The organism is Ruegeria sp. G7, from assembly GCF_056535465.1.
The window spans coordinates 2,206,168-2,228,666 of record NZ_JBQFIL010000001.1; the positions used below are offsets into that span (position 1 = coordinate 2,206,168).

The 22,499-nt window shown below is 60.6% G+C and carries 24 protein-coding genes, 1 tRNA gene and 1 pseudogene; 12 read left to right on the forward strand and 14 right to left on the reverse strand.

The window, feature by feature from the left end; all coding sequences use genetic code 11:
• Window positions 1-779: pseudogene (locus ACR3EN_RS11065) on the forward strand (type III pantothenate kinase).
• Window positions 776-2,443, forward strand: coding sequence for a ribonuclease J (locus ACR3EN_RS11070; protein WP_480822534.1), 1,668 nt, complete (start codon window positions 776-778; stop codon window positions 2,441-2,443). Before ACR3EN_RS11065 ends, ACR3EN_RS11070 begins: the two are co-directional and overlap by 4 nt.
• On the opposite strand, the gene ACR3EN_RS11075 is transcribed toward ACR3EN_RS11070, so the two are convergent.
• Together ACR3EN_RS11075 and ACR3EN_RS11080 are read right to left on the reverse strand one after the other, a co-directional pair.
• Window positions 2,440-3,141, reverse strand: a complete 702-nt coding sequence (locus ACR3EN_RS11075; RefSeq protein ID WP_480822532.1) for an NUDIX hydrolase — start codon at window positions 3,139-3,141, stop codon at window positions 2,440-2,442. The genes ACR3EN_RS11070 and ACR3EN_RS11075 overlap by 4 nt on opposite strands.
• Complete coding sequence (locus tag ACR3EN_RS11080) at window positions 3,138-3,536, reverse strand: DUF983 domain-containing protein (RefSeq protein ID WP_480822530.1); 399 nt, start codon at window positions 3,534-3,536, stop codon at window positions 3,138-3,140. Before ACR3EN_RS11080 ends, ACR3EN_RS11075 begins: the two co-directional genes overlap by 4 nt.
• 220 nt (window positions 3,537-3,756) lie before the next feature.
• Between ACR3EN_RS11080 and ACR3EN_RS11085 the strand changes: the two genes are divergently transcribed.
• Genes ACR3EN_RS11085 through ACR3EN_RS11100 form a run of 4 tightly spaced genes read left to right on the forward strand, consistent with a single transcriptional unit; the run spans window position 3,757 to window position 5,637 of the window.
• Window positions 3,757-4,212, forward strand: a complete 456-nt coding sequence (locus ACR3EN_RS11085) for an EF-hand domain-containing protein (protein WP_480822528.1) — start codon at window positions 3,757-3,759, stop codon at window positions 4,210-4,212.
• A gap of 6 nt (window positions 4,213-4,218) precedes the next feature.
• Entirely contained in the window at window positions 4,219-4,833 is a 615-nt protein-coding gene (locus ACR3EN_RS11090) for an RNA polymerase sigma factor (protein WP_480822526.1), read from the forward strand.
• Window positions 4,826-5,167: a hypothetical protein gene (locus tag ACR3EN_RS11095; protein WP_480822524.1), complete on the forward strand. Its 342-nt coding sequence runs from the start codon at window positions 4,826-4,828 to the stop codon at window positions 5,165-5,167. Before ACR3EN_RS11090 ends, ACR3EN_RS11095 begins: the two co-directional genes overlap by 8 nt.
• Window positions 5,164-5,637 carry a periplasmic heavy metal sensor gene (locus tag ACR3EN_RS11100; RefSeq protein WP_480822522.1) on the forward strand — a complete coding sequence of 158 codons (474 nt, stop codon included), beginning with the start codon at window positions 5,164-5,166 and terminating at the stop codon, window positions 5,635-5,637. Before ACR3EN_RS11095 ends, ACR3EN_RS11100 begins: the two co-directional genes overlap by 4 nt.
• 12 nt (window positions 5,638-5,649) lie before the next feature.
• On the opposite strand, the gene ACR3EN_RS11105 is transcribed toward ACR3EN_RS11100, so the two are convergent.
• Window positions 5,650-7,056, reverse strand: a complete 1,407-nt coding sequence (locus ACR3EN_RS11105) for a diguanylate cyclase (protein ID WP_480843286.1) — start codon at window positions 7,054-7,056, stop codon at window positions 5,650-5,652.
• Window positions 7,057-7,139: 83 nt separating this feature from the next.
• Between ACR3EN_RS11105 and ACR3EN_RS11110 the strand changes: the two genes are divergently transcribed.
• The 5 genes from ACR3EN_RS11110 (at window position 7,140) to ACR3EN_RS11130 (ending at window position 11,506) form a co-directional block, all read left to right on the forward strand.
• On the forward strand, window positions 7,140-7,424 hold the full coding sequence (locus tag ACR3EN_RS11110) for a DUF3572 domain-containing protein (protein WP_480822518.1): 285 nt from the start codon (window positions 7,140-7,142) through the stop codon (window positions 7,422-7,424).
• A 15-nt stretch (window positions 7,425-7,439) separates the two neighbouring features.
• Window positions 7,440-8,132: an HAD family hydrolase gene (locus ACR3EN_RS11115; protein WP_480822516.1), complete on the forward strand. Its 693-nt coding sequence runs from the start codon at window positions 7,440-7,442 to the stop codon at window positions 8,130-8,132.
• Window positions 8,133-8,250: 118 nt separating this feature from the next.
• Window positions 8,251-9,810 carry a trimethylamine methyltransferase family protein gene (locus ACR3EN_RS11120; RefSeq protein ID WP_480822514.1) on the forward strand — a complete coding sequence of 520 codons (1,560 nt, stop codon included), beginning with the start codon at window positions 8,251-8,253 and terminating at the stop codon, window positions 9,808-9,810.
• 116 nt (window positions 9,811-9,926) lie between these two features.
• Window positions 9,927-10,514 carry a heme NO-binding domain-containing protein gene (locus ACR3EN_RS11125; protein ID WP_480822512.1) on the forward strand — a complete coding sequence of 196 codons (588 nt, stop codon included), beginning with the start codon at window positions 9,927-9,929 and terminating at the stop codon, window positions 10,512-10,514.
• Window positions 10,511-11,506: a diguanylate cyclase domain-containing protein gene (locus tag ACR3EN_RS11130; protein ID WP_480822510.1), complete on the forward strand. Its 996-nt coding sequence runs from the start codon at window positions 10,511-10,513 to the stop codon at window positions 11,504-11,506. The genes ACR3EN_RS11125 and ACR3EN_RS11130 overlap by 4 nt, the downstream gene beginning before the upstream one ends.
• A gap of 20 nt (window positions 11,507-11,526) precedes the next feature.
• Here ACR3EN_RS11130 and ACR3EN_RS11135 read toward each other — a convergent pair whose 3' ends face one another.
• The 8 genes from ACR3EN_RS11135 to ACR3EN_RS11170 all read right to left on the reverse strand — a co-directional run bounded on the left by ACR3EN_RS11135 (window position 11,527) and on the right by ACR3EN_RS11170 (window position 19,079).
• Window positions 11,527-12,213, reverse strand: a complete 687-nt coding sequence (locus tag ACR3EN_RS11135; RefSeq protein WP_480822508.1) for a CbiX/SirB N-terminal domain-containing protein — start codon at window positions 12,211-12,213, stop codon at window positions 11,527-11,529.
• A gap of 62 nt (window positions 12,214-12,275) precedes the next feature.
• Window positions 12,276-13,208 carry an AEC family transporter gene (locus ACR3EN_RS11140; RefSeq protein ID WP_480822506.1) on the reverse strand — a complete coding sequence of 311 codons (933 nt, stop codon included), beginning with the start codon at window positions 13,206-13,208 and terminating at the stop codon, window positions 12,276-12,278.
• 46 nt (window positions 13,209-13,254) lie between these two features.
• Complete coding sequence (locus ACR3EN_RS11145; protein WP_480822504.1) at window positions 13,255-14,052, reverse strand: MBL fold metallo-hydrolase; 798 nt, start codon at window positions 14,050-14,052, stop codon at window positions 13,255-13,257.
• The gene (locus tag ACR3EN_RS11150; protein ID WP_480822502.1) at window positions 14,049-14,855 is read right to left on the reverse strand and encodes a TatD family hydrolase; all 807 of its coding nucleotides are present in this window, start codon (window positions 14,853-14,855) and stop codon (window positions 14,049-14,051) included. Before ACR3EN_RS11150 ends, ACR3EN_RS11145 begins: the two co-directional genes overlap by 4 nt.
• Complete coding sequence (locus ACR3EN_RS11155; RefSeq protein ID WP_480822500.1) at window positions 14,855-15,973, reverse strand: DNA polymerase III subunit delta'; 1,119 nt, start codon at window positions 15,971-15,973, stop codon at window positions 14,855-14,857. Before ACR3EN_RS11155 ends, ACR3EN_RS11150 begins: the two co-directional genes overlap by 1 nt.
• Before the next feature lie 7 nt (window positions 15,974-15,980).
• Entirely contained in the window at window positions 15,981-16,607 is a 627-nt protein-coding gene (gene tmk, locus ACR3EN_RS11160; RefSeq protein WP_480822498.1) for a dTMP kinase, read from the reverse strand.
• Window positions 16,604-17,770 carry a D-alanyl-D-alanine carboxypeptidase family protein gene (locus ACR3EN_RS11165; protein ID WP_480822496.1) on the reverse strand — a complete coding sequence of 389 codons (1,167 nt, stop codon included), beginning with the start codon at window positions 17,768-17,770 and terminating at the stop codon, window positions 16,604-16,606. Before ACR3EN_RS11165 ends, tmk begins: the two co-directional genes overlap by 4 nt.
• 16 nt (window positions 17,771-17,786) lie before the next feature.
• Window positions 17,787-19,079 (reverse strand): SPOR domain-containing protein, encoded by a 1,293-nt coding sequence (locus ACR3EN_RS11170; RefSeq protein ID WP_480822493.1) that lies wholly within the window; start codon window positions 19,077-19,079, stop codon window positions 17,787-17,789.
• Between the two features lie 203 nt (window positions 19,080-19,282).
• Between ACR3EN_RS11170 and ACR3EN_RS11175 the strand changes: the two genes are divergently transcribed.
• Window positions 19,283-19,372 (forward strand) — tRNA-Ser (locus tag ACR3EN_RS11175).
• Window positions 19,373-19,747: 375 nt separating this feature from the next.
• Here ACR3EN_RS11175 and ACR3EN_RS11180 read toward each other — a convergent pair.
• From ACR3EN_RS11180 to ACR3EN_RS11190, 3 genes are read right to left on the reverse strand one after another with little or no spacing between them, the layout of a single operon-like run.
• A complete protein-coding gene (locus tag ACR3EN_RS11180) occupies window positions 19,748-21,427 on the reverse strand; it encodes a recombinase family protein (RefSeq protein ID WP_480822491.1) in 1,680 nt (559 codons plus the stop codon).
• Window positions 21,424-21,840 (reverse strand): DUF2924 domain-containing protein, encoded by a 417-nt coding sequence (locus ACR3EN_RS11185; protein WP_480822489.1) that lies wholly within the window; start codon window positions 21,838-21,840, stop codon window positions 21,424-21,426. The genes ACR3EN_RS11180 and ACR3EN_RS11185 overlap by 4 nt, the downstream gene beginning before the upstream one ends.
• On the reverse strand, window positions 21,837-22,067 hold the full coding sequence (locus ACR3EN_RS11190) for a DUF3489 domain-containing protein (protein ID WP_480822487.1): 231 nt from the start codon (window positions 22,065-22,067) through the stop codon (window positions 21,837-21,839). Before ACR3EN_RS11190 ends, ACR3EN_RS11185 begins: the two co-directional genes overlap by 4 nt.
• Window positions 22,068-22,499 lie beyond the last annotated feature (432 nt).

Here is a 22,499-nt window from a genome sequence, read left to right on the forward strand (position 1 = left end):
ATGCTTCTGGCCATTGATTGCGGCAACACAAACACCGTTTTCTCGATCTGGGATGGCGAGAAGTTCCTGTGCACCCTGCGCACATCGACCCATCATGCGCGCACGGCGGATGCGTATTTCACTTGGTATTCCACACTGGTCAAGCACTACGGGATCGAGGCGGATATTACCGATGTAATTATCTCGTCCACGGTACCGCGGGTGGTGTTCAACCTGCGTGTCTTTGCGGATCGGTTTTTGGATGCCGCCCGCTGGTCGTGGGCAAGCCCGACTGCCTGCTGCCCGCCAACCCGCGTGTCGATGAAGGGACGCAGGTGGGGCCGGATCGGCTGGTCAACACGGCGGGCGCATATGAGCGGTTTGGCGGAGACCTGATCGTGGTCGATTTCGGCACTGCGACGACCTTTGATGTTGTGGCTCATGACGGGGCCTATGTCGGTGGTGTCATTGCGCCGGGTGTCAACCTTAGCCTTGAGGCGCTGCATCTGGCTGCAGCGGCGCTGCCGCATGTCGATATATCGAAGCCGCAAAAGGTGATCGGTACGCACACGGTGGAATGTATCCAGTCGGGTGTGTTCTGGGGCTATGTCGGTCTGGTGCGCGAGATTTGCGCCCGTATCAAGGGTGAGTCCGGGGTCCCGATGAAGGTGATCTCGACCGGTGGGTTGGCCCCGCTGTTCCAGCAGGCGGCTGAGCTGTTTGATGAATTCGAAGACGATCTGACGATGCACGGCCTGACCGTGATCCATCGCTATAACAAGGAAAATGGCTCAGCATGAGCAACGAGAGACTGATCTATCTGCCGCTGGGCGGTGCAGGCGAAATCGGCATGAATGCCTATGTCTATGGGTACGGCAAACCGGGTCAGGAGCGTCTGATTCTTGTCGATCTGGGCGTTGCGTTCCCGGACATGGACACCTCGCCCGGCGTTGACCTGATCTTTGCCGACATAAGCTGGCTGAAAGAACGCGCCGACCAGCTTGAGGCGGTTTTTATCACCCACGCGCACGAAGACCATGTCGGCGCGGTTGCCCACAGCTATGAGGCGTTGGGCGCGCCGGTTTATGCCCGCGCCTTCACCGCCAACATCGCGCGGCGCAAGATGGAAGAACACGGCCACCCGACCGAGGCGGTGCAAACCGCGTCTGCGTGGCCCGAGCAGATCAAGGCGGGGCCATTTACGGTTGGCTTCCTGCCCGTATCGCACTCGATCCCCGAAAGCGCGGGGTTGGTGATCGACACGCCTGCGGGCCGCGTCGTGCATTCGGGGGATTTCAAATTGGATGCTGACCCGGTGGTGGGTGAGGCGTTTAACGCCGACCTGTGGGCCGAGGTCGCAAAGTCGGGTGTCAAGGCGCTGGTCTGCGATAGCACCAATGTGTTCTCAGCCCATCCCGGACGCTCGGAATCCGAGGTCGGCCCCGAGATCACCCGTCTGGTGCAAGAGGCCAGCGGGATGGTGATCGCCACGACCTTCGCGTCGAACGTGGCGCGGGTGAAGACGCTGGCCGAGGCCGGGCAGCGGGCCGGGCGGTCGGTCGTGTTGCTGGGCCGCGCGATGCGGCGGATGATCGAGGCGGCGACCGAGACCGGTATCCTGACCGATTTCCCCAAGGTGATCAGCGCTGAAGAGGCCATCGACGTGCCTCGTCAGAACCTGATGCTGATCGTGACCGGCAGTCAGGGCGAGCGTCGCGCTGCCAGCGCCCAACTGGCGCGGGGCAAGTATCGCGGGCTTGAGGCGAAAGAGGGCGATCTGTTCCTGTTCTCGTCCAAAACCATCCCCGGCAATGAGCGGGGTGTGATCCGCATCATCAACCAGCTCAGCGAGAAAGGCGTCGATGTGGTCGACGACAGCTCGGGTCTGTATCACGTCTCGGGCCACGCTAACCGGCCCGATCTGGAGCGGGTTCATTCTTTGGTTGATCCTCAGATGGTGATCCCGATGCATGGCGAACACCGCCACCTGCGCGAACATGCCAAGCTGGCCGAAGCTGGTGGACGCACCGGGATACTGGCTGTGAACGGTACCATGCTGGACCTGACCGGCAATGCGCCCAAGGTGGCGGACTATATTGAAACCGGTCGGACCTATCTGGATGGCTCGGTGAAGATTGGTGCGCTGGATGGGGTTGTGCGCGACCGCATCCGCATGGCGCTGAACGGCCACATCACCATCACGGTCATTCTGGATGAAGAGGATGAACCGCTGGGTGAACCCTGGTGCGACACCATGGGCCTGCCCGAGATGGGATCGTCCCGTGCCGGGCTGGTCGAGGTGCTGGAAGAAGACCTCAATCAGTTTCTGATGCGGGCCGGGGCCAAGACTCTGCGCGACGATGACAAGCTGGAAGAAGGCCTGCGCCGGATCGCGCGCCAGACCGCACAGGCCGAGATCGGCAAAAAACCCGAGGTCACCGTGGTGGTCAGCCGGATGCGTTAATCCGCATACGGCATGGGATAGCCCCGAAGCTGCAGGAACAGGCTGGCCTCTTCATTGTTCAGAAAGAAGGGCACGGTTTCGGGCGGGTTCGGGTCTGCCGCGCGGGCGGCGATTTCGGCCAGAACGACCTCGGTTATGAAGGGCAGATCGTATTCGCGGGCCTGTCGGATTTTCACCCATTGCAGATGAGACAGCTCATCCGAGGCATGGGTGAAATCATCCAGATCGCCCTGAATGGCGTCCGCATCGACCAGAAAGAACCGCGCATCGAACCGGCGGGGCCGCCCGGGCGGTGTGACAGCGCGGAATACGAATTGCAGCGCCGAGGCCGAGGGGACAAAGCCCATTCCAGCAAAGCTCTGCCAATCCGTTGGCACGACGCCCTGCCAAGTGCCGGGTTGTCCCAGGATCAGCCCGGTTTCCTCCCACAATTCGCGGATTGCAGCGGCGGCCAGAGCGTTTTGCAACCCGGCCTGAGACTGCTGCGACAGGCGGTCGGTGCACAGATCGGGCAGTTGGGACGCCAGCGGCACATCTGCGTCCGCCGGATCAACTGCCCCGCCCGGAAAGACGAACTTGTTCGGCATGAAGGCGGCCTTGGCCCCCCGTTGCCCCATCAGGATCGACGGATCACCCAGTCTGTCCCGCAGGACAATCACCGTTGCGGCATTGCGAATGGCGGTTTTGTCCGCACTCATGCGGATTTGCCGAACCCGTGCATCCGTCGCGCCCATTGATAGGCCACAACCGCGCCCTTGAGGCGGGGCAGCAGATATAGCGACAGCGCCACGCAGCCAATCGAAAACGCGATCGCCATGGTCCACGGATCAGGCCGCCAATGCACGTAAGAGACATGCAACGCAGGCGCCAGCAGGTGCCCGACGATCAGGATCGTCAGATAGGCGGGCCCGTCATCGGCGCGGTGGTGAAACAGCTCTTGCCCGCAATGCGAACAGGCGTCGTTCACCTTGAGATAGCCGTGCAGCAGCTTGCCCTCGCCACAATTGGGGCATTTGCACCGAAACCCCCGGATCAGGGCGGGTTTGGTCGGGCGGTCTTCCTCGATCGTGGAATCGATGGTCTGATCAGTCATTTGAATCTCGCGCGTTTGTCCTGAGGCGATATAGGCCAGGCCGGGGCCTTCGGGAAAGGGGGTGCGTCGCTTTGCGGCGGCATCCCGCAACCTAACAGGAAACGGGGCTGTTTCAAACCGCGTGCAAAAAAGTTGAACCACGGGCGACGGAAACCTGCCGGCCCCGCGTTTGAACAGTATCAGCGGCGGCACAGGGCCGCGTTTATCAGGGAAATAAGTCATGAAAAACAAAACCTTCATCTTTGCGATCGTCGGGGCCGCCGTTGCGGTCACTGCGACTTCGGCCTTTGCCAAAGGGCCGCGCGTGAGCTTTGAGGAGCTGGATATCGACGGCGATGGTCAGGTGACGCTGACCGAAATCACTGAGCAGCGTATGCAGAAATTCACCTCGGCCGATGCGGACGGAGACGGGCAGCTGAGCGTCGAAGAAATGCAAGCGGCGGCTCAGGTCAAGGCCAACGAGCGTGTGACGAAGATGTTCGAAAAGCACGATGCAAACGCAGATGGGTTCCTCAGCGAAGATGAATTGCCCAAACCGCGCCGTGCCTCCAAGATGTTCGAACGCATCGATGCCGATGGAAATGGGTCGATCTCGGAACAGGAATATGCGGATGCAAAGGACCGGATGGGCGGCAAGCACAAGCGGCATCAGAAGTCGGATACCGACAACAACTGATGCAGGATGGAGGATCTGACCTCTGACCCGGACATGGCGCATGGCGGTTCACCCGCCATGCCCGACCCCAGCAACGAGGCGTTGCTGGGCCTGTTTGCTGATGGCGATGGCGCGGCGGCCCGCTTGCTGACCGACCGGCTGGGCCCCCGCTGTTATTCGGTCGCGTTGCGGATGCTGGGCAACCGGGCAGAGGCCGAGGATGTGACGCAAGAGGCGATGATGCGCCTGTGGAAGATCGCGCCGGACTGGGTGCCGGGGCAGGCGCAGATTTCGACCTGGCTCTATCGCGTGACGCTGAACCTGTGCGTAGACCTGCGGCGCAGGAAACGGCCCGATCCGCTGGAGAACGCACCCGAGCCCGAGGACGGTGCCGCCAGCGTGGTCGAGCAGATGCAAGAGGTCGCGCGCCGTGATGCTTTGCAAGAGGCGCTGGATCAATTGCCGGACCGGCAGCGGCAGGCGGTTGTTCTGAGGCATATCGAAGAATTGTCCAATCCCGAGATTGCCGGGATCATGGATATCTCTGTCGAGGCGGTGGAAAGTCTGACCGCACGGGGAAAACGGTCTTTGACGGCGATACTGGCCGGGCGCAAGGATGAACTGGGGTATGAACATGGCTGATCACGACACGGAACTTGAGGATCTGTTTGCGCAGGCGCGCGCGACGCGCGATGTGCTGCCTGACGCGCTTGCGGTTCGGATCGAAACCGATGCCGAGGCGGTGCGCCTGGCGCGCAAGACCAGAACCGCGCCCTCGTGGCGACAGCGCCTGCGAGGCATTGGTGGCTGGCAGGGGCTGGGCGGTCTTGTGGCCGCCAGCGCGGCGGGCGTCTGGATCGGTTTCGCGGCCCCGACTTTTTTGCCGGACCCGGCTGAGTTCTTGGTTTCTTCGGACACGACATATCTGATGGCCGATCTGAATTTCGACGATGATTATCTGGAGGATGCGGAATGACCGATACGCCTGCACCCAAACGCCGATGGATGCCGATTTTGCTGGTTGTTTCGCTGGCCATTAACCTGCTGGTGGCTGGTGTTGTCATCGGTACCATGCTGCGTTTCAAGGACAGGGACCGGGTGATAGGCCCGCCGGGATTCGGTCCGACCTTGTACTACGCACTGCCGAAAACCGAGCGCAAAGCGCTACGTAGCGAGTTGTCGGTGCTGCGGGGTAAGGGGTCCAAGCGGCGTGAAGAGGATTTTGGAGCGCTCAGTCAGGCCCTGCGGGCTGTCCCGTTCGAGCCGACTGCCGTTCAGGCACTGCTTGCGCAGCAGGCGCGCGCGACCTCGGACCTGCAAGAGGCGCTGCACGATCAATGGCTGACGCAAGTCACGGTCATGACGGATGAAGAGCGCGCCGTATATGCCGACCGTTTGGAGCAGGTGGTCAAGCAGGGGCCGCGCAAGCACAAAAAGCGCGATTGATCGACTGGCCCGTTACGCCGCGCTTTTGCGGATTTGCACCTGATTACGCCCGGCTTTCTTCGCCGCATAAAGCGCTTTGTCCGCGGACTGAAGCAGGCGGTTCACCGGGCTTACGTCTTGGCTGGCGGTTAGCTCCGGCGGCGCGCATAACTTGAGGCCGATGCTGATTGTGACCGGAATCAGCGTGGCCTGATCAGGCAGCGGGAAGGGTCTGCTGCATATGCTTTCGCAGATGATATCAGCTTGTCGCAAAGCCTTCTGTGCCGAGGTCTGCGGCAGTGCGATCATAAATTCTTCACCCCCGATACGGGCTACGAAACCGGGCAGTCTAAGCGCGGCTTCCAATCTGCGCGCCGCTTCACAGAGGACCAGATCACCGGCGGCGTGCCCGTAGCGGTCGTTGATGGACTTGAAATGATCGAGATCGCCCAACATCACCGCAAAGCTGTGTCCGCTGCATAAGGAGTGTTGGGCGATCCGTTCGAGCGCACGCATGGCATAGCGTCGATTGTGCAATCCGGTCAGGGGATCGGTCAGCGACTCGGCCAATCCCTTGCGCAAAGTCGCCCGCAATCGGTCATCGTGGGTTTTGCGCGCGATCTGGGTTTCCAGCCGCAGCGAGATTTCATCTGTATTGAACCCACCCAGACAGACGGCATCCGCTCCGCGATCCAGCGCCTCGGCGGCGAGGTTCGTATCCTCATCCGGCAGAACCGCGATCAGAACCGTGTGTCGAGTGCCGCTGCGAGAACGCAGATCGGCCAGCAGTTTCAGGCTAGCCGCTTCTGCTCCAAGCTCGATTATGATTGCGTCCGGTGGAACGTCGCCCAGCACACCGCGCAGGTTTGGCAGGGTGTGGGCACTTAGCCGGTGGCGGGTCTGCCCGCTCAGGGCTTTGCTCCATAACGCGCCGGTGCGGGGCGAATACGTCAAGAGTGCGATCCGTGCAGCCGGCGCAGGTGCGATCAGGGCCGCAGGTGGTTCTGCAAAGCCCATCGATTGCGGATCATCGCGCGCGTCGAGGTCATGCCGGTCAGCCCGCGCGCGCAGCAGGCTGCGAATACGGGCCAATAACAACGTATCCTTGAGCGGATAGCCCAGCACATCATCCAGCCCGTCGGAAAGTGCGCGCAACCGCGCGGCCTTGTCGTTTTGTGGGGCAATGGCCACCACGGGAATATCCGCAAGCGCAGGCTCGGCCTGCATCATCCTTTTCACGTCGGCTGCCGTACCATCTGGCAAAGTCTGCGCGGTAAGGATAAGATCCGGTCGCGTCCGCCGCGCAAGCGACGCCAACCCAGAGAGCTTTTCGCCCTGCGCAACATGATACCAGGCCGCAGTCAGCTGCACCTTGAGCATAATGCGATTGGTCGAAACACCGTCGAGGACGAGTATGGTGCCTTGCACAGACATAGCCATTCACCGTTAGATTGCATGCGTTGCCAAAGTGTTTATGAGTCTGGTTAACAAACCCTTTCCAAGACACGATCCGGGGCCAGTTTATGCCGATCTCTGCCAATTCCGCCGAAACTCTGGCCTTGAACGTGCTGGGTTGGCTGGTCGGAAACGAAGAGCTTTTGCCTGTTTTTCTAGGTGCCAGCGGTGCGTCCGCCGAAGATTTGCGTGCCCGCGCGGGCGAGGTCGAGTTCCTGACGTCGGTTCTCGATTTCCTGATGCTTGACGATTCGTGGGTGATCGCCTTTTGTGACGCCAATTCCGTCCCCTACGATCTGCCTGGTCAGGCCCACGCGGTGCTGGCGGGCGCATCGGACATGCACTGGACCTAATCTGCAGGAGCCCCTATGCCCATCGACGCCCTTTTGTTCGACAAGGACGGTACACTTTTTGACTTTGCCGCTACCTGGGGCGCTTTCGGGCGCGTTGCGCTTGAACGTCTGTCGAAAGGCGACGCAGAGCGCGCGGTTGAAATGGGCAAGGCCATCGGGTTCGACTTTGCACAAGAGACTTACGAGGCCGACAGCGTTGTAATTGCAGGCACAGTCGACGAGGTGGCAGACGCATTGCGGCACCATCTGCCTGAAACATCGCGATCTGACCTCGTGGAGACACTGAATCGGGCCTCGGCCGAGGCGCGGCAAATCCCATCGGTGCCTTTGGCTCCGTTTCTGGAGGGGTTGCGGCAAAGCGGGCTGAAGCTGGGCGTCGCCACCAATGATGGCGAGATGCCCGCGCTGCAGCATCTTGCATCGGTCGGGGTGCAGGATCATTTCGATTTCGTTGCCGGATATGACAGCGGGCACGGGTTCAAACCCGGACCGGGGCAATTGCTGGCCTTTGCCAAACATATCGACGTTGATCCGTCGCGCATCGCGATGGTGGGCGACAGCCTGCATGACCTTGAGGCCGGGCGGGCCGCGGGCATGGTGACCATCGGTGTCCTGACCGGAATGGCCCCGGCTGAAACACTCGAGCCTCTGGCAGATGTCGTGCTGCCGGACATCGGGCATATTCCCGCATGGCTGTCTAACAGTTAACCATCTGCGCTGAAAATCGCCGCTTCACACGGCAAAACCGACACGCGGTGTCGCAGACAGAGCGGCCATAGAACAACCTTCCGGGCTTGCTTGGGAAAAGCAGTGCCCGGAGGAAACCATGGCCGACAGCAATACTCGCAAACGTCGCGGCGGTGGTCGCGCGGGGGCAGCCGCCCGGCGCGGCAGTGCCGTGATCGATCAGATGCCGTGGAACCCGCCGGTTAACATCGACCGCCCAACCGAACCGCTGAGCCCCGAAGGGATCGAGGCGATCCATGAGGGCGCGATGCGCATCCTCGAAGAAATCGGGATCGAGTTCTACAACAAGGAAGCCATTGGCATCCTGCGCGAGGCCGGGTGCACCATCAATGGTGACAACGTTCGCATGGGCCGTGACTTTGTGATGGAGATGGTGCGCAAGGCCCCCAGCAGCTTCACCATCACCCCGCGCAATCCCGATCATACGATCGAGGTCGGCGGGCGTACGATGCTGTTCGGCAATGTCTCGTCCCCGCCGAACTATTGGGACATGGAGATTGGCAAGAAGGTTCCGGGCACACGCCGGATGTGTCAGGACCTGCTGAAGCTGACGCAATATTTCAACTGCATCCATTTCGCGGGCGGTTACCCGGTCGAGCCGGTGGATATACATGCCAGCATTCGTCATCTGGATGTGCTCTATGACAAGCTGACGCTGACCGACAAAGCGATGCACGCCTATTCGCTGGGCAAAGAACGCGTCGAGGACGTGATGGAGATGGTGCGCATCGCCGGCGGCCTCAGCCACGAGGAATTCGAGGCATCGCCCCGTATGTATACCAACATCAACTCGACCTCGCCGCTGAAACATGACCATCCGATGATTGACGGCTGTCTGCGACTGGCCCGGCGCGGGCAGGCCATCGTGGTGACGCCGTTCACTTTGGCCGGGGCGATGGCACCTGTCACTATGGCCGGGGCGGTGGCGCAGTCGCTGGCCGAGGCCCTGTGCGCGATTGCGCTGTTCCAATACGTCCGGCCCGGCATCCCCTGTGTGATCGGGACGTTTACCTCGAATGTCGACATGAAATCGGGCGCGCCCGCGTTTGGGACGCCGGAATACATGCGCTCCACCCAGATGACCGGACAGATGGCACGGTTTTACGGGCTGCCGATGCGGTCGTCGGGCGTATGCGCGGCCAATGTCCCGGATGGACAGGCGGTATGGGAGACGTCGAACTCGCTCTGGGCGGCGGTGCAGTCGGGGACCAATATGGTCTATCACGCGGCGGGCTGGCTTGAGGGCGGGCTGATCGCGAGCCCGGAAAAGTTCATTATGGATTGCGAGATACTGCAGCAAATCCAGCGCTATATGCAGCCTGAGATCAACGCCACAGGGCCGGATGAGATCGCATTGGATGCAATTCGGGCAGTGGGCAATGACGGGCATTTCTTTGGCATCCAGCATACACAGGATCGATACACAACGGCATTTTATCAGCCGTTCCTTAGCGACTGGAAGAATTTCGAGGCCTGGGAGGTCGCAGGCAGCATCTGGACTGCCGAGCGGGCGCACAGGATGTTCAAAGAGATCGTTAACAGTTTCGAGCCGCCCGCGCTGGATGAGGCCATCCGCGAAGAACTGGCTGACTTCGTGACCCGCCGCAAGGCTGAAGGAGGCGCCCCGACCGACTTCTGATCGCCTTTCATCTCAGGCTGAGATTACATCGTATTGTCATGATCCGATGTGGGATTTTGGGCATTTGTTAAGCTTTCTGGGTTCACTTGTCACGGGTATCCAAACCGGGGCTTTTCATGCATGGGCTGATCAACAGGGCGATTCAATCCTTTGTGTGCGCCACCTATGGCCGCCCATGTTGGCAGCAGGCGATGCAAGCCGCAGGTTTGGATTTTGAAGAGTTTGAGGCGATGCTTATCTATGACGCCGATGTCTCTAGCCGCGTTCTTGACGCGTTGTGCGCCGATCTGGAGCGGCCAAAAACAGAGTTTCTGGAAGATCTGGGAACGTATTTGGTTTCGCATCCGAACATGGAGGGGTTGCGCCGCCTGCTGCGCTTTGGCGGCGTAAGCTATGTTGAGTTTCTTCATTCACTGGATGACCTGTCGGACCGGGTACGGCTTGCGGTTTCGGATCTGGTGTTGCCAGCGCTTGAGTTGCAGGAGCATTCGCCCGCCGAATATCGGTTGCATTGCGCTCCGGGCCTGCCAGGGTTTTCCAGCGTTATGACCGGGGTATTGCGCGCTATGGCGGATGATTATGGGGCGCTGGTTATCTTAACCTATGAAGGGCAACAAAGTCATGCCGAAGTGATTTCGATCATCCTGATCGAAAGCGCATTTTCCCAAGGGCGCCATTTCGATCTGGGGGGGCGACAGGTATGACATCGACAGATGCGCTGACACCGCTTCTGGAAACGCTCTGCCCGATGTTCGTGCAGATCGATGATGCGGGTCGGATTGTGCGGGTCGGTCCGACCTTACAGAAACTGCGTCCCGACAGTTCGATGGCAGGAGCCTATTTTCTGGACATCTTCGAGCTCTTACGGCCCCGTTCTGTGACTAGCCTTACGGCATTGATTGCGACGCATGGCACCAAGCTTCATTTACGATTTCAGGACGCGCCCCGCACCGCGCTGAAGGGGCTGATTGCGCCCCTGCCGGGTGGTGGTGCGATAATTAATCTGTCCTTCGGCATCTCCATCCTGGACGCGGTGCGGGATTATGCGCTGACAAGTGCGGATTTCTCTGGCACCGATCTTGCGATCGAGCTGTTGTATCTGGTCGAAGCAAAATCCGCCGCGATGGAGGCGTCGCGTTCTTTGAATTTGCGTTTGCAGGGGGCCAAGCTTGCTGCGGAAGAGCAGGCCTATACCGATACTCTGACGGGGCTCAGGAACCGCCGTGCAATGGATCACCTGCTGGGGCACCTGATCTCGATGAAGGCAAGCTTTGCGTTGATGCACCTTGATCTGGATTTTTTCAAATCGGTCAACGACCGTCTCGGGCATGCTGCAGGTGACTATGTGTTGCAACAGGCCGCCCAGATCATGCTGGCCGAGACGCGCGGGGATGATACGGTAGCTCGGGTAGGGGGCGATGAGTTCGTCTTAATTTTCAAAGGCATGACAGATGTCGATAAGCTGGACAGAATCGCATGCCGCCTGATCGCCCGGCTGTGTGAGCCAATGCAGTTCGAAGGGGCGGAGTGTCAGGTTTCGTGCAGCATCGGCACTGCGTTATCGACACAGTTCGAAGCAGCGAAAGCGGTCGATATCCTGCACGCTGCGGATCTGGCGCTTTATGCGGCGAAACGGGGCGGTCGCTCCTGTCATCGGTTTTATTGCGCGCTATCCGGCGCGCAACAGCCGAGTTGATTGCTACGGCTTCAATTTGGTCAAAGCCGATCCAGCACTTTGGCGATGTGGCGCTGCACCTGCGGTAGTTCGGATATTACGGGCATGACGTGACCGCCGAACGCGGCGCGCTCAAGCTCTTGCGGGACATCTTCAAGCACGTGCCCACCGGTGCAGGCGAAAAAGGGCAGGCAGATTGCTTGCTGCCCCGCGTCTGCCGCCGCATCGGCGATCGATGGGGGTTGTTCAACGAAACCGGTGCGGACGGTTTTGAACGGAAGCTTCTGCGCCACGGCGTCAGTGAACGCCTGCGCGACGCGGGCGGGATTGGCGCTGCGCCCTGAACCGTGGGCCGCTACGATCAAATCAGTGCTCTCAGCGTTCCAGCCTTTGTCTTGCAGGACAGTGCGCAGGGCATCGGCGACCAAACCGGGAAGTTCGGGATCAATCCCCAAGGGATCAAGAATCCGTACGGGCCGTTGACCGATCCGCTTCGGCAGGGCGCTGGTGACAAACCATCCGCGCGCCATGAACAACGGGTAAACTGCGGTATCCTCGGGGAGGTCATCAAGTCGGGTCTCGAGCGATTGCGGAGCAGCCAAAGTGGCCGAGCGCACGTTGACCCGATGACACAGCGCATCGACCTCAGCGGCCAACGAGGCAAGCGCGTCTTCGGCGGGGGCAGGGTCAGAAGGTTGGCCATGGGCAACGATGACAGCGTTTGGCATATTCGAGCTCCGGTTTTGTCACGCGATAGGTGTTACGATGACGGCTAAAGTCAATGCGGCAGTCAGCCCAAAAGGGTCAGCCAAAGCCAGACGGTGAGGATAGACGCCCCTGTTCCGATCAGAACCGACGAAGCAGCGACCCGTTTGGCGCGCCCGTAGATGTTTGCGAAGATATAGGCGTTGAAACCCGGTGCCATCGCGGCGGTCAGCACACCTGAACGGAACAGGTCCTGGGGCAGCGATAGCGACGTTCCGAACAGCCAGACGAGGCTGGGGTGCAGGATCAAAGAGATGCCGCAAACAAACAAGATCGCGCGCAGATCACCTTCGGGGCGGTACTTCACCAGCACGCCGCCCAGAGCAAACAGCGCTCCGGGTAGTGCGGCGCGAGTGATCAGGTTCAGTGCGTCATCCACCACGGTAGGGATGCCGAGGCCCGAGAGGTTGACGATGAAACCCAACCCGATTCCCAGAATCAGGGCGTTCTTGAACATGGCGGTCAGCACGGATTTGATCATCTGTGCGCCGCCGTGGCCCCGGTGCCGGAACACTTCCATGACCGTGATGCCCACGCCATAGCAAAAGGGCGAGTGGAACGCGATGACCGCGAAGTTGCCGGTCAGGTTTTCGGGGCCATAGGCGCGCTCGGTGATCGGTAGGCCCAGCAGGACTGAGTTCGAGAACAGACAGCAGAAACCGATGGCGACGCAATCCTCCCAGTCGCGGCGGAAGATCAGGCGCGCGCCTATCATACCGACGACGAAACACAGACCGGCGGCGGTGTAGAAACTGCCCAGCAGCCGGGGATCGAAACTGGCGCTGAGGTCAAGGTTGGCGATTGCAAGAAACAGCAGGCAGGGGATGGCGAAGCCCTGTGTGAACTTCATCAACCCGTCGATATGGACCTCGCGGAAGTACCCCAGTCGCGTTGACAGATACCCGGCGCCGATCACCAGAAAGACCGGCAGGATGACGTCAATCAGGCTTTGGAACATGGCAAAGCCGTGGGCAGAGTGTCGGAGGCGGCCAGCGACCCGCCCCCTAAAGCGCTTGCCGGATCACCATCCCGTCGAAGGCGGGCGTGATGTGGTCCGGGGTTTCGGCCTCGACCGTGGCATAGTCCATATCGATATGCATATTGGTCAGAATGGCGCGTTTCGGGGTCAGTTGCTCGATCCAGCCCAGCGTCTTTTCCAGATGCGCGTGGGTGGGATGGGGCGTGCGGCGCAGGGCGTCGATGATCAGGCAATCGAGGCCCTGTAGCTCAGCCCATGCGTCGTCATAAATCTCTGAAACATCAGGTAGATAGGCGAGGTTCCCTATCTTGAATCCCAGCGCGTCGATCATCCCGTGATTGACCAGAAAGGGTTGCAGCGGGATCGCTCCGCCCGGTCCGTCGATTTCGAACGGGCCGTCGATTGTGTGCAGGTCAAGGATCGGTGGGTAGGGTGAGCCCTTGGGCTGCACAAACGCATAGCCAAACCGGCTGAGCAGATCATTCTGCGTATCACCATCAGCCCAGACCGGGACGCGCGCCTTCATGTTGAAGAAGATCATCCGCAGATCGTCCAGACCATTGGTGTGATCCGCATGGGAATGGGTGTAAACAACCGCGTCCAAGCGCCCCGTACCGCTGCTCAGCAACTGGCTGCGCATGTCTGGCGAGGTATCGATCAGGACAGACGTGGTACCATCCGGCCCGTCGCGTTCAACCAGTACCGAGCATCTGCGGCGGGTGTTCTTGGGATTGTCGGGATCGCATGCCCCCCACAGCCCGCCCAGCCGGGGCACGCCACCGGATGAACCGCAGCCCAGGATCGTGCAGCGTATCTCGCTCATGCGGCGACCTTATACGTGGCGGCCTTGGTGAATAGCCGGTCGAAATTAGCCTGCGTCTGAGCGGCGAAATCGGCGTAGTCCACCCCGAACACTTCGGCCCCTTTGCGGGCGGTGTGGGCGGTATAGGCGGGCTCATTACGTTTGCCACGGTTGGGCGGAGGGGCCAGATAGGGCGCGTCGGTTTCCACCAGAATGCGGTCGATGGGCGCGGCGGCGAAGATGTCGCGCAGCTCCTGACTTTTGGGGAAGGCGGCGATGCCGGACATGGACAGGTAAAAGCCCAGATCAAGCGCCGCGCGGGCCAGTTCCGCCGAAGATGAGAAGCAATGCATGACGCAGGAATAGGGCGCGTTGCGGTGTTCCTCGGCCAGAATGCGGGCCATGTCGTCATCTGCCGCACGCGCGTGGATGATCAGCGGCAGGCCGGTTTTCTGGGCGGCTTCGATATGAATGCGCAGCGACTGTTGCTGCACCTCTGCCGACTCCGCCGTGTAGTGATAGTCCAGCCCGCTTTCGCCGATGCCGACGAATTTTGGATGACGGGCCAGCGCGACCAGTTCATCCACCGTGGCCATCGGCTCGTCTGCGGCGCTCATCGGGTGGGTGCCAGCGGCGTAGAAGACCGGCGCGTGGGCCTCGGCGATGGCGCGCACGGTGGGTTCGTTGCGCAGGCGGGTGCAGATGGTGACCATGCGGGTTACGCCGGCCTCAGTTGCGCGGGATACGATGTCGTCCAACTGGCCGTCGAAATCCGGGAAGTCCAGATGGCAATGGCTGTCGGTAATTTCGGGGGTGGGGCTCATCAGTTGTGACCGGCGGTTTCCTGTATCTTGAACACCGTATCTAGGACAAGCGAGGCAGGGTCAAGGTTCACCGCCTGCCCATGCCGCGCGCGTGATGTGATCAGCGCGGCGGCCTCGGCCCATTGGCGGGCCTTGTGCGCAGAGCCCGAAAGGCGGGCCAGCGTTTCCGCCTCATTTGGGGCGGCTTCGGGCATAGGGGCCGCGCCGGTTGCGCCGGTCAAGGCAAGGCGGGACAGGGCGATGTCGATGAGTGATAACAGAAGGTCGAACCGTTCAGCCGCGCCGCGCTGGGCGGCGGTTTCGGCCAGTTTCAGCGCGCGCTGCCGGTCAAGCCGGGGCAGGGTGCCCAGAATGGCGATCAGTTCGGCATAGAGGTCCAGCCCGCCCAGATTGATCAAGCGCACCGCGTCGCCGACCGAGCCTGCCGCGAGGGCGGCCAGATGGTCCGCTTGCGCGGGCAGTTCCGCGCTGGTCTGCGCCAGCGCGGCCTGCATGTCTTCGACCCCCAGAGGCGACAGGCGCAGGGTTCGACAACGGGACCGGATGGTCGGCAACAGACGCGAGGGTTGGTGCGAGATCAACAGCAGGGTCGTACGCGCGGGCGGTTCTTCGAGCATCTTCAGCAACGCGTTGGCGGCGCTGGTGTTCATCTCATCGGCTGAATCCACGATAACGACCCGCCGTCCGCCATCGGCGGAGGACAGACCAAAGAACCGGCCCAGTTTGCGGATGTCATCAACGACGATCTCATTGCGCAGACGCCCCTGATCGTTGACCGAGCGGGTGATCGCGGCCAATCCGGGCTCTGCCCCGGCCAGGATGCGGTGCGCGACCGGGTGATCGAGGGCGATCTCAAGCGTCTCGGGCGGCGGAGGGGCTCCGAACAGCCCGCCGTCATCTGCCGGAGGTGTCGCCAGCAGAAACCGCGCGATACGCCATGCCAGCGTCGCTTTGCCAACGCCGCGCGGACCGGTCAACAGCCAGCCGTGATGCAACCGGTCCGAGGTATAGGCGGTCAGAAAGGCCCGTTCGGCCGCGTCCTGCCCGAACAGTTGCACCGTTTCGCGCGGGTGCGGTGCGCCGAGGGCCTGATCCGGGGATGGGATTTCGTCGCTCATGTCTCGTTCATCGCAGGACTGTTGTAATGATATCTGTCACATCCTGCGCGACGCTGTCCATGTCCCGGTTGCCGTCAACAACGTGAAATCGGTCGGAAAACTCGTCCGCGAGCGCCAAAAAGCCAGCGCGCATTTTTTGCTGCAGCTCAAGGCCGAAATCTTCAAAGCGCTCCTCTGTGCCCTGACGTCCCTTTGCGCGCGACAGACCTGTTTCGGGGTCCATATCGATCAGCAGGGTCAGATCAGGCTCACGCTGGATCATCAGTGCGTGCAGCTGATCGACCATCCCGCGCAAATCCCCGCGCGACAGGCCCTGATACATGCGGGTGCTGTCGGCGAAGCGGTCACAGATCACCACCTTGCCAGCAGCCAGAGCGGGTTCGATGGTCCGTTCCAGATGGTCGCGCCGGGCGGCGGTGAACAACAGAATCTCGGTCTCGGCAGACCAGCGATCCGGGTCCCCCTGAAGCACCAAAGCGCGGATTTCTTCGGCCCCGGCTGATCCACCGGGCTCGCGTGTCAGGACGACCTCGCGGCCTTCGGCGCGAAGATGTTCGGCCAGCAGGCGCGCCTGAGTGGATTTTCCCGATCCGTCAATGCCTTCAAAGGTCAGGAATACTCCGCGCGGCGTCACATTTGCTCCAACGGGATATTGATCACGTCTTTCAGAACGATGCCGCCAACCGTCATCATGCGCACAACAAATCCGCCTTGCGCAACGTCCCGGTCGGCCACAAGCGGACGGCGGATTTCCGGCAGGCCTTCGGGTTGGATCACAAGCTCGGCCAGTTGCTGGCCTTTTGACACCGGCGCATTGATGGGACCGTCATAAACAACCTCGGCCTTGATGTCCTTTTCGCCCAGAACGGGGAACAGAAGGGTCAGGTCCTCTTGCGGGACAAGTCCAACCGTCTTTTCGGCGCCCATCCATAGCTTGGCTTGTGCTACCGGTTCTTCCGCTTTGGCAACTGTCCTCTCGACAAAATTTCGAAACGACCAGTTAACCACGGCCTCAGCCTCCTCTGCGCGGGTACGCGTGCTGTCGAGGCCCGTTAGAACAAACACAACCCGGCGGTCGCCCTGTTTGGCCGAGCCCACCAGGCCATATCCGGCCTCTTGCGTGTGCCCGGTTTTCAGCCCATCCGCTCCGATGCCCAGACGCAGCAGCGGGTTGCGGTTGCGCGAGTTCGAAGGCGCGCGGCCATCGAATTCGAATTCTTCTTCGGCAAAAAGCGGATAGTATTCGGGAAAATCGGTGATCAGGCGGTCGGCCAGAATGGCAAGATCATGCACCGACATCATGTGCCCGGCGGCGGGCCAGCCGTTGGAATTTGCGAAGTTCGATTGGTTCATGCCCATCTGCTGCGCGCGTTGCGTCATGAACCGGGCAAAACCGGCCTCGGTCCCATCTGGGCTCAGGGCTTCGGCAATCACCACGCAGGCATCGTTGCCAGACAGCACGATGATCCCTCGTAGAAGGTCCTCGACTGTTACGCGGTCCTGCGTGTTCAGAAACATGGTCGAGCCGCCATAGCTCATGGCATGTTCCGAGACGGGCAGGGTCTCCTGCAACGTCAGACGCCCGTCGCGCAGAGCCTCGAACGCGACATAGAGCGTCATGAGCTTGGACATCGAAGCGGGAGGCAACGGCTGGTCGGCGTCTTTCGAAAGCAGCACCGTACCGGTTTTCTGGTCCATCACATATGCGGCTCGCGCCGTTGTATCAAAGGCGAGAGCGGGCAGTGCCAGTACCGATAGCCCAAAGGCAAGGCATGTGGATCGCAGTGCAGAGAGCATTGTGGGCCTCCTCATCTCAGTTCTTGGCCGTGAAGGCATCGGTAAAGCCGAGGTCTTTGACGTCGTTCAACAAAGCGCGGCGTTCGGCCCGGGTCGAAGCTGGACCAACCAGCACGCGCCACACGGTGTTGTCGTCCCCTTTCAGTTCGGCCACCTGAGCAGCCATGCCATTGCGCCGGATTTTGTCCGCCGCGCTTTTGGCATTGGCCTCGACACTGAACGTGCCAGCCTGAACAAATGGCTTCGCCAATCCGTCGGTCGCCTCGGGTGCGGCGGCAGCGGCTGCAGCTGCGCTTGTCGGCGCACTCGCCTCAATGGCTGCCTCGGCCCCTGCTATCGGATCCAGTTGGGTTTCGGTGATGGCATTGGGATCTTTCTTCTGCCACCATTTCCGCTTGGCCGGCTTTTCGACCGGAGGCGTGACGTCCGGGTCAGACAAAGTAGCGGCTGCTGTCTGCTCACTGGCCAAAGCGGCTTCGGTCCCGGTTTCCGCTAGCGGCGCGGTCGTCACTTCTGCCTCGGCTGCTATCGTCTCGTCGGGGGCCTTCTTTTGCCACCACTTGCGCTTTGCCGGGGCTTCGGATGTCGCCGTTTCGGCCACGGTATCGACCGCGTCGACAGTCGTTTCAGCCGCCTCTTCACCAGCCGAAGCCACCGCTGCGCCTGCGACCGCCGCCGCGGCCGCAGTTTCTTCCGCAGGTTTCTTTTGCCACCACTTTCGCTTGGCGGGCTTCTCGGGGGTGTCTGCTTCGGCAATGTCGGCTGGCGCGGCGTCTTCCTCTGTGACGTCGGGTGTTGCAGGATCATCTGCGATTGGCGGCGGAGCGGGCGCGACTTCTTCGCGCCGCAACGCGACCACTTCGATCCGGGTAGGTGCCCCGGCCAGCATGCCCAGCTGTGATGCGGCAGAAGACGACACCTGCAGCGCAGGTCCCGGCAGGTTCCGGTCGCGGCGGAACAGGGCCCCGGTCACAGATTTATTGTTGGCCGTATTCTTGATCAGCACACGTTCGGGTTGTGAAACATCAGGATGTGCGACCCAGACACCGCCCAGAGAAGGACGTCCATCCCAAAGGCCCGCTTCGGTCACCTGAAACACCTCGGGGGCTTCCACGTCACGTTGGTTCGAGGCGTTGGCCTCGGGGAACAGTTCAAACCTGTTCGTGTTGTCGGCGTCTTCGCCTGTTTGTTCTTCGGCCTCGGGGGGCTGCAGGTTGAACCCTTCCTCGCACCCTGCCAAAGCCGCCAAACTCACGGCCAGAAACGCCAGCCGTTGTGGCCCAAAGCGTGTGCCAGTCGCTCGCTTCATTGTCTCATCCCTTGCCTGACCAGGCCTTCAAGGCCGCGCCCCAACCGCGTCGCGCTGGTTCTTGTTGCCAGTCTCGTGCGGTCTGATACGCGGATCATAACGCGGGTGCCGGTCCATGGAAAGAGCGCTGGTTTCGCTTCGGCAATAAATCCCGCTTTATGGCTTGCCTCTGCCGGCATCTGCGCTTAGACCCGGCCTCACGCGGGGAGGTGGCAGAGTGGTCGAATGCGGCGGTCTTGAAAACCGTTGGGCGTGAGAGCGTCCCCAGGGTTCGAATCCCTGTCTCCCCGCCACTCATACCTGTCTCACTTCAGTTGTGTTTTCTGACCCGGAATTGTGCCGCAATTCCCGCGCGTTGGCGCGTACGCTTTCAATCAGAGACGGAGCAGATCGTACACTCAGAGCGCAATTTCGGCCGCAGTCTCACTGCCGCACTTTGGCGGGGTCGCTTTGGGTTGGATTTCCCTGATAACTTGCATTTTACAGGGAATTTCCGTGAAACAGGTCTGAGTCCCGTCATGTATCCTGTCGGAACTGTTTGTTTTACAATGGTTTCTGCCGGGTTTTCCCTGAAAGGTGGAACAGGGAATTTTCTCGCGGGAACAGGGAATTTTCCTGACGGTTCAGGGAAGGCGAATGCAGTATCAGGGAGTACGGAATTCGCGGTGTCAAAAGCCGAACAAGCGTTCCTGTTCGGACCAATCAAGTGGGTGGGTCGCGCTGACCAGACGCTTGAGCGTGAGTTCCGGCGGCTGCGTGCCGTCGAGAATCGCGGCCTGAATTTTTGGTGACAGAAAGGCGAGCTGAGCACGGGTACGAATGAAGGCGCCGGGGAGGTTTTCCCGTCGCGCAATTTCCATCAGTTGAACTCCGGTTTTCAGATCACGGGCCCAGCCATGGGCACGGATCAGCATGGACCGGAGGTGAGGATCGGGTTGGGGTGCCATGTCTCCGGCGATGACCTTGGCCTCGACGCCGCGTCGGCGTAGATCGAAGGATGCGGTGATGTGGGTTAGGTCCGGGTGCAGATGATCGGCCGTGGTGCCGAATGCGCCTGACAGGGATTTACGATCCAATTCGAGGTCGATCTGCCCGCGTGCAATTTTGCCTTTGGCCAAAAGAGCAGCGCCGACTTTACCGCCTTGGCGTTGAAGCCGGGTTACCAAATCCGCAACTGCGGCCTGCACTGCGTCGGTGGACGCGGCCTCCGGCTGCGTCAGTATCTGGTGCGTCGCGCCGGCGTCTTGCAGATGTCTGACGATGACATCAATGACCGCGTTTTCCAGCGCCGGGCCGGGCAACCGCCAGCCGGAGATATCCTTGCCACCCGAGATCAGACGATTGGAGATGTAGTAGCGCAACCGTCGGCCTTTGCGTGTGGTGTGGGTCGGCGTCAACCGATCACCTGTTTCGTCCTGCAGCAGACCGGTGAGCCAGGCGCCGGGGTCATTGGAGTGTTGGCTCGCATCTGGTGTGGGGTCTGCACGGGATCGCTGCGACGCTTGGCGCATTTTTTCTTGCACCCGGTCCCAGATACCTTGGTCGATGATCGCCGGGTGTTGTCCGTCCCAGACCTTATCCTTGTGCCGGATCTTTCCGAGGTATACCGGATTGCGCAGCAGGTAATAGATCTGGCCGCGCGACAGCGGACAATCCCCCTTCACGCTGCCATTCGCCCGAACAACCCGTTTTGACCGCAGCCCATGAGCGGTTGCCCGGTCTTCTACTTTGCGCAGGCACCCCAGCTCGTCATAAAGATCAAAGAGATGCCTAACCGTTCTGGCTTCCTCTTCGTTCAGCACCAGCGTTCTTGCCTTCGGATCGGGATGCCGATCATAACCCAGGGGCAGATTGCCACCCATCCAGAGGCCCTTTTTCTTCGACGCAGCAATCTTGTCGCGAATACGTTCCGCGGTGACTTCCCGTTCAAACTGGGCGAATGACAACAACACATTCAGGGTTAACCGCCCCATGGATGAGGAGGTGTTGAACGCTTGTGTGACAGACACAAAGGAACAGTTTGCCCGTTCCAGCCGTTCAACCAGCTTGGAGAAATCGGCAAGCGACCGGGTCAGCCGGTCGATCTTGTAGACCACAATCATGTCGATGCGCCCTGCATCGACCTCTTCAAGCAGGCGCTGCAGGGCGGGGCGCTCGAGTGTGCCGCCCGACAGGCCACCGTCATCGTAGCGGTTCGGCAGCAAGGTCCAACCTTCGTGACGCTGGCTGGCGATATAGGCTGCGCAGGCTTCATATTGCGCGTCCAGCGAATTGAAGTCCTGGTCCAGACCATCCTCGGACGACTTGCGCGTGTAAATGGCGCACCGGGTTTTGCGACGCGGGTTCATTTGGCCCCCTTGCCAGAGAGTCCGAAGAAACGCGGCCCCGACCAATGCGCTCCCGTAATCTCTCGGGCGATGGCCGAGAGCGAGCGATAGGACCGACCGTTCCAGGTAAAACCATTCCCTGTTAAATCGACCACATGGGTCACGCCATTCCACTCGCGTAGCAGGCGCCCGCCAGGCTTAAGGGCGGGGCAGGTAGGCCGGGTTTTTTTATCAGAGCCCTTTTCCAGCGTGGCTTTGACCTGTCGAGACAGCCCGCCATGACGGCGGGACTGCATCTCAAAGGCGATGAAGCGGCGCAGGAAAGGTTGGCTGAGCATGGCGGGGGCGGGTTGATCAAACAGTTGCCGCCAAAGTGTGACCAGATCCGACCGACCCATGGTGGCCAGATCGGCGACATCGCTGGTCTTGGTCATGACTCTTTTCCTGCTCCACCCGTCAGGTGATACGTGGATGGTCCATTTGGTTTGTCAGATGTCCGCCGTTCAATCGTCGCGCCTTTCTTCCGTAGTCCGCTCAATGCCGCTCGGACCGAATGAGGCTGCCACCCTGTTGCTTTGCAAAGCGCTTCCAGGCTGGCACCACTCGGGCGGCGCAGCAAATGTTGCACTTTGTCAATTTTGGTCTGTTTGGATTTGGACAATGCATTGTCTCCTCTGTTCTAGGGTTGGCGGAATGCCGAACCCCGGTACCGAGGAGCGCCCGAATGGCTCGGGCTTGGGTTCAGTGATGCGTGGTTTGCAACAACTGTCCAGCTCTTTCTGGGGCAATCCGAAAAGGGATGTTTTTCACAGGGCGTTGCTGCCGTGCCCCCGATTATTCGTCAACAATTTTAATTGGTTACTTTTGGTTTGGGGGTTGCGTCCTGTATTGATGTTACCTACATTCAACCCAATCGCCCGGACTATCAGGGCGAGAAACTGCTCCCGCAGGCAGCACTCATTGGAAACACAGGTTTCCGCAGAGAGCATTCGAAGGGGCAACAAACCGGATCGATTGGTCCGGAGAGTTGCTAGTCGTGCTCTCTCCGATTTCCCAACACGATTCTTTCTTGTCGACGCTCAAAAGCGTCAAA

Excerpts from the sequence above, each read along its gene's own strand:
- ACR3EN_RS11070 (WP_480822534.1), top strand. The coding sequence starts at position 776 with ATGAGCAACGAGAGACTGATCTATCTGCCGCTGGGCGGTGCAGGCGAA.
- ACR3EN_RS11075 (WP_480822532.1), bottom strand. The coding sequence starts at position 3,141 with ATGAGTGCGGACAAAACCGCCATTCGCAATGCCGCAACGGTGATTGTC.
- ACR3EN_RS11080 (WP_480822530.1), bottom strand. The coding sequence starts at position 3,536 with ATGACTGATCAGACCATCGATTCCACGATCGAGGAAGACCGCCCGACC.
- ACR3EN_RS11085 (WP_480822528.1), top strand. The coding sequence starts at position 3,757 with ATGAAAAACAAAACCTTCATCTTTGCGATCGTCGGGGCCGCCGTTGCG.
- ACR3EN_RS11090 (WP_480822526.1), top strand. The coding sequence starts at position 4,219 with ATGGAGGATCTGACCTCTGACCCGGACATGGCGCATGGCGGTTCACCC.
- ACR3EN_RS11095 (WP_480822524.1), top strand. The coding sequence starts at position 4,826 with ATGGCTGATCACGACACGGAACTTGAGGATCTGTTTGCGCAGGCGCGC.
- ACR3EN_RS11100 (WP_480822522.1), top strand. The coding sequence starts at position 5,164 with ATGACCGATACGCCTGCACCCAAACGCCGATGGATGCCGATTTTGCTG.
- ACR3EN_RS11105 (WP_480843286.1), bottom strand. The coding sequence starts at position 7,056 with ATGGCTATGTCTGTGCAAGGCACCATACTCGTCCTCGACGGTGTTTCG.
- ACR3EN_RS11110 (WP_480822518.1), top strand. The coding sequence starts at position 7,140 with ATGCCGATCTCTGCCAATTCCGCCGAAACTCTGGCCTTGAACGTGCTG.
- ACR3EN_RS11115 (WP_480822516.1), top strand. The coding sequence starts at position 7,440 with ATGCCCATCGACGCCCTTTTGTTCGACAAGGACGGTACACTTTTTGAC.
- ACR3EN_RS11120 (WP_480822514.1), top strand. The coding sequence starts at position 8,251 with ATGGCCGACAGCAATACTCGCAAACGTCGCGGCGGTGGTCGCGCGGGG.
- ACR3EN_RS11125 (WP_480822512.1), top strand. The coding sequence starts at position 9,927 with ATGCATGGGCTGATCAACAGGGCGATTCAATCCTTTGTGTGCGCCACC.
- ACR3EN_RS11130 (WP_480822510.1), top strand. The coding sequence starts at position 10,511 with ATGACATCGACAGATGCGCTGACACCGCTTCTGGAAACGCTCTGCCCG.
- ACR3EN_RS11135 (WP_480822508.1), bottom strand. The coding sequence starts at position 12,213 with ATGCCAAACGCTGTCATCGTTGCCCATGGCCAACCTTCTGACCCTGCC.
- ACR3EN_RS11140 (WP_480822506.1), bottom strand. The coding sequence starts at position 13,208 with ATGTTCCAAAGCCTGATTGACGTCATCCTGCCGGTCTTTCTGGTGATC.
- ACR3EN_RS11145 (WP_480822504.1), bottom strand. The coding sequence starts at position 14,052 with ATGAGCGAGATACGCTGCACGATCCTGGGCTGCGGTTCATCCGGTGGC.
- ACR3EN_RS11150 (WP_480822502.1), bottom strand. The coding sequence starts at position 14,855 with ATGAGCCCCACCCCCGAAATTACCGACAGCCATTGCCATCTGGACTTC.
- ACR3EN_RS11155 (WP_480822500.1), bottom strand. The coding sequence starts at position 15,973 with ATGAGCGACGAAATCCCATCCCCGGATCAGGCCCTCGGCGCACCGCAC.
- ACR3EN_RS11165 (WP_480822496.1), bottom strand. The coding sequence starts at position 17,770 with ATGCTCTCTGCACTGCGATCCACATGCCTTGCCTTTGGGCTATCGGTA.
- ACR3EN_RS11170 (WP_480822493.1), bottom strand. The coding sequence starts at position 19,079 with ATGAAGCGAGCGACTGGCACACGCTTTGGGCCACAACGGCTGGCGTTT.
- ACR3EN_RS11180 (WP_480822491.1), bottom strand. The coding sequence starts at position 21,427 with ATGAACCCGCGTCGCAAAACCCGGTGCGCCATTTACACGCGCAAGTCG.
- ACR3EN_RS11185 (WP_480822489.1), bottom strand. The coding sequence starts at position 21,840 with ATGACCAAGACCAGCGATGTCGCCGATCTGGCCACCATGGGTCGGTCG.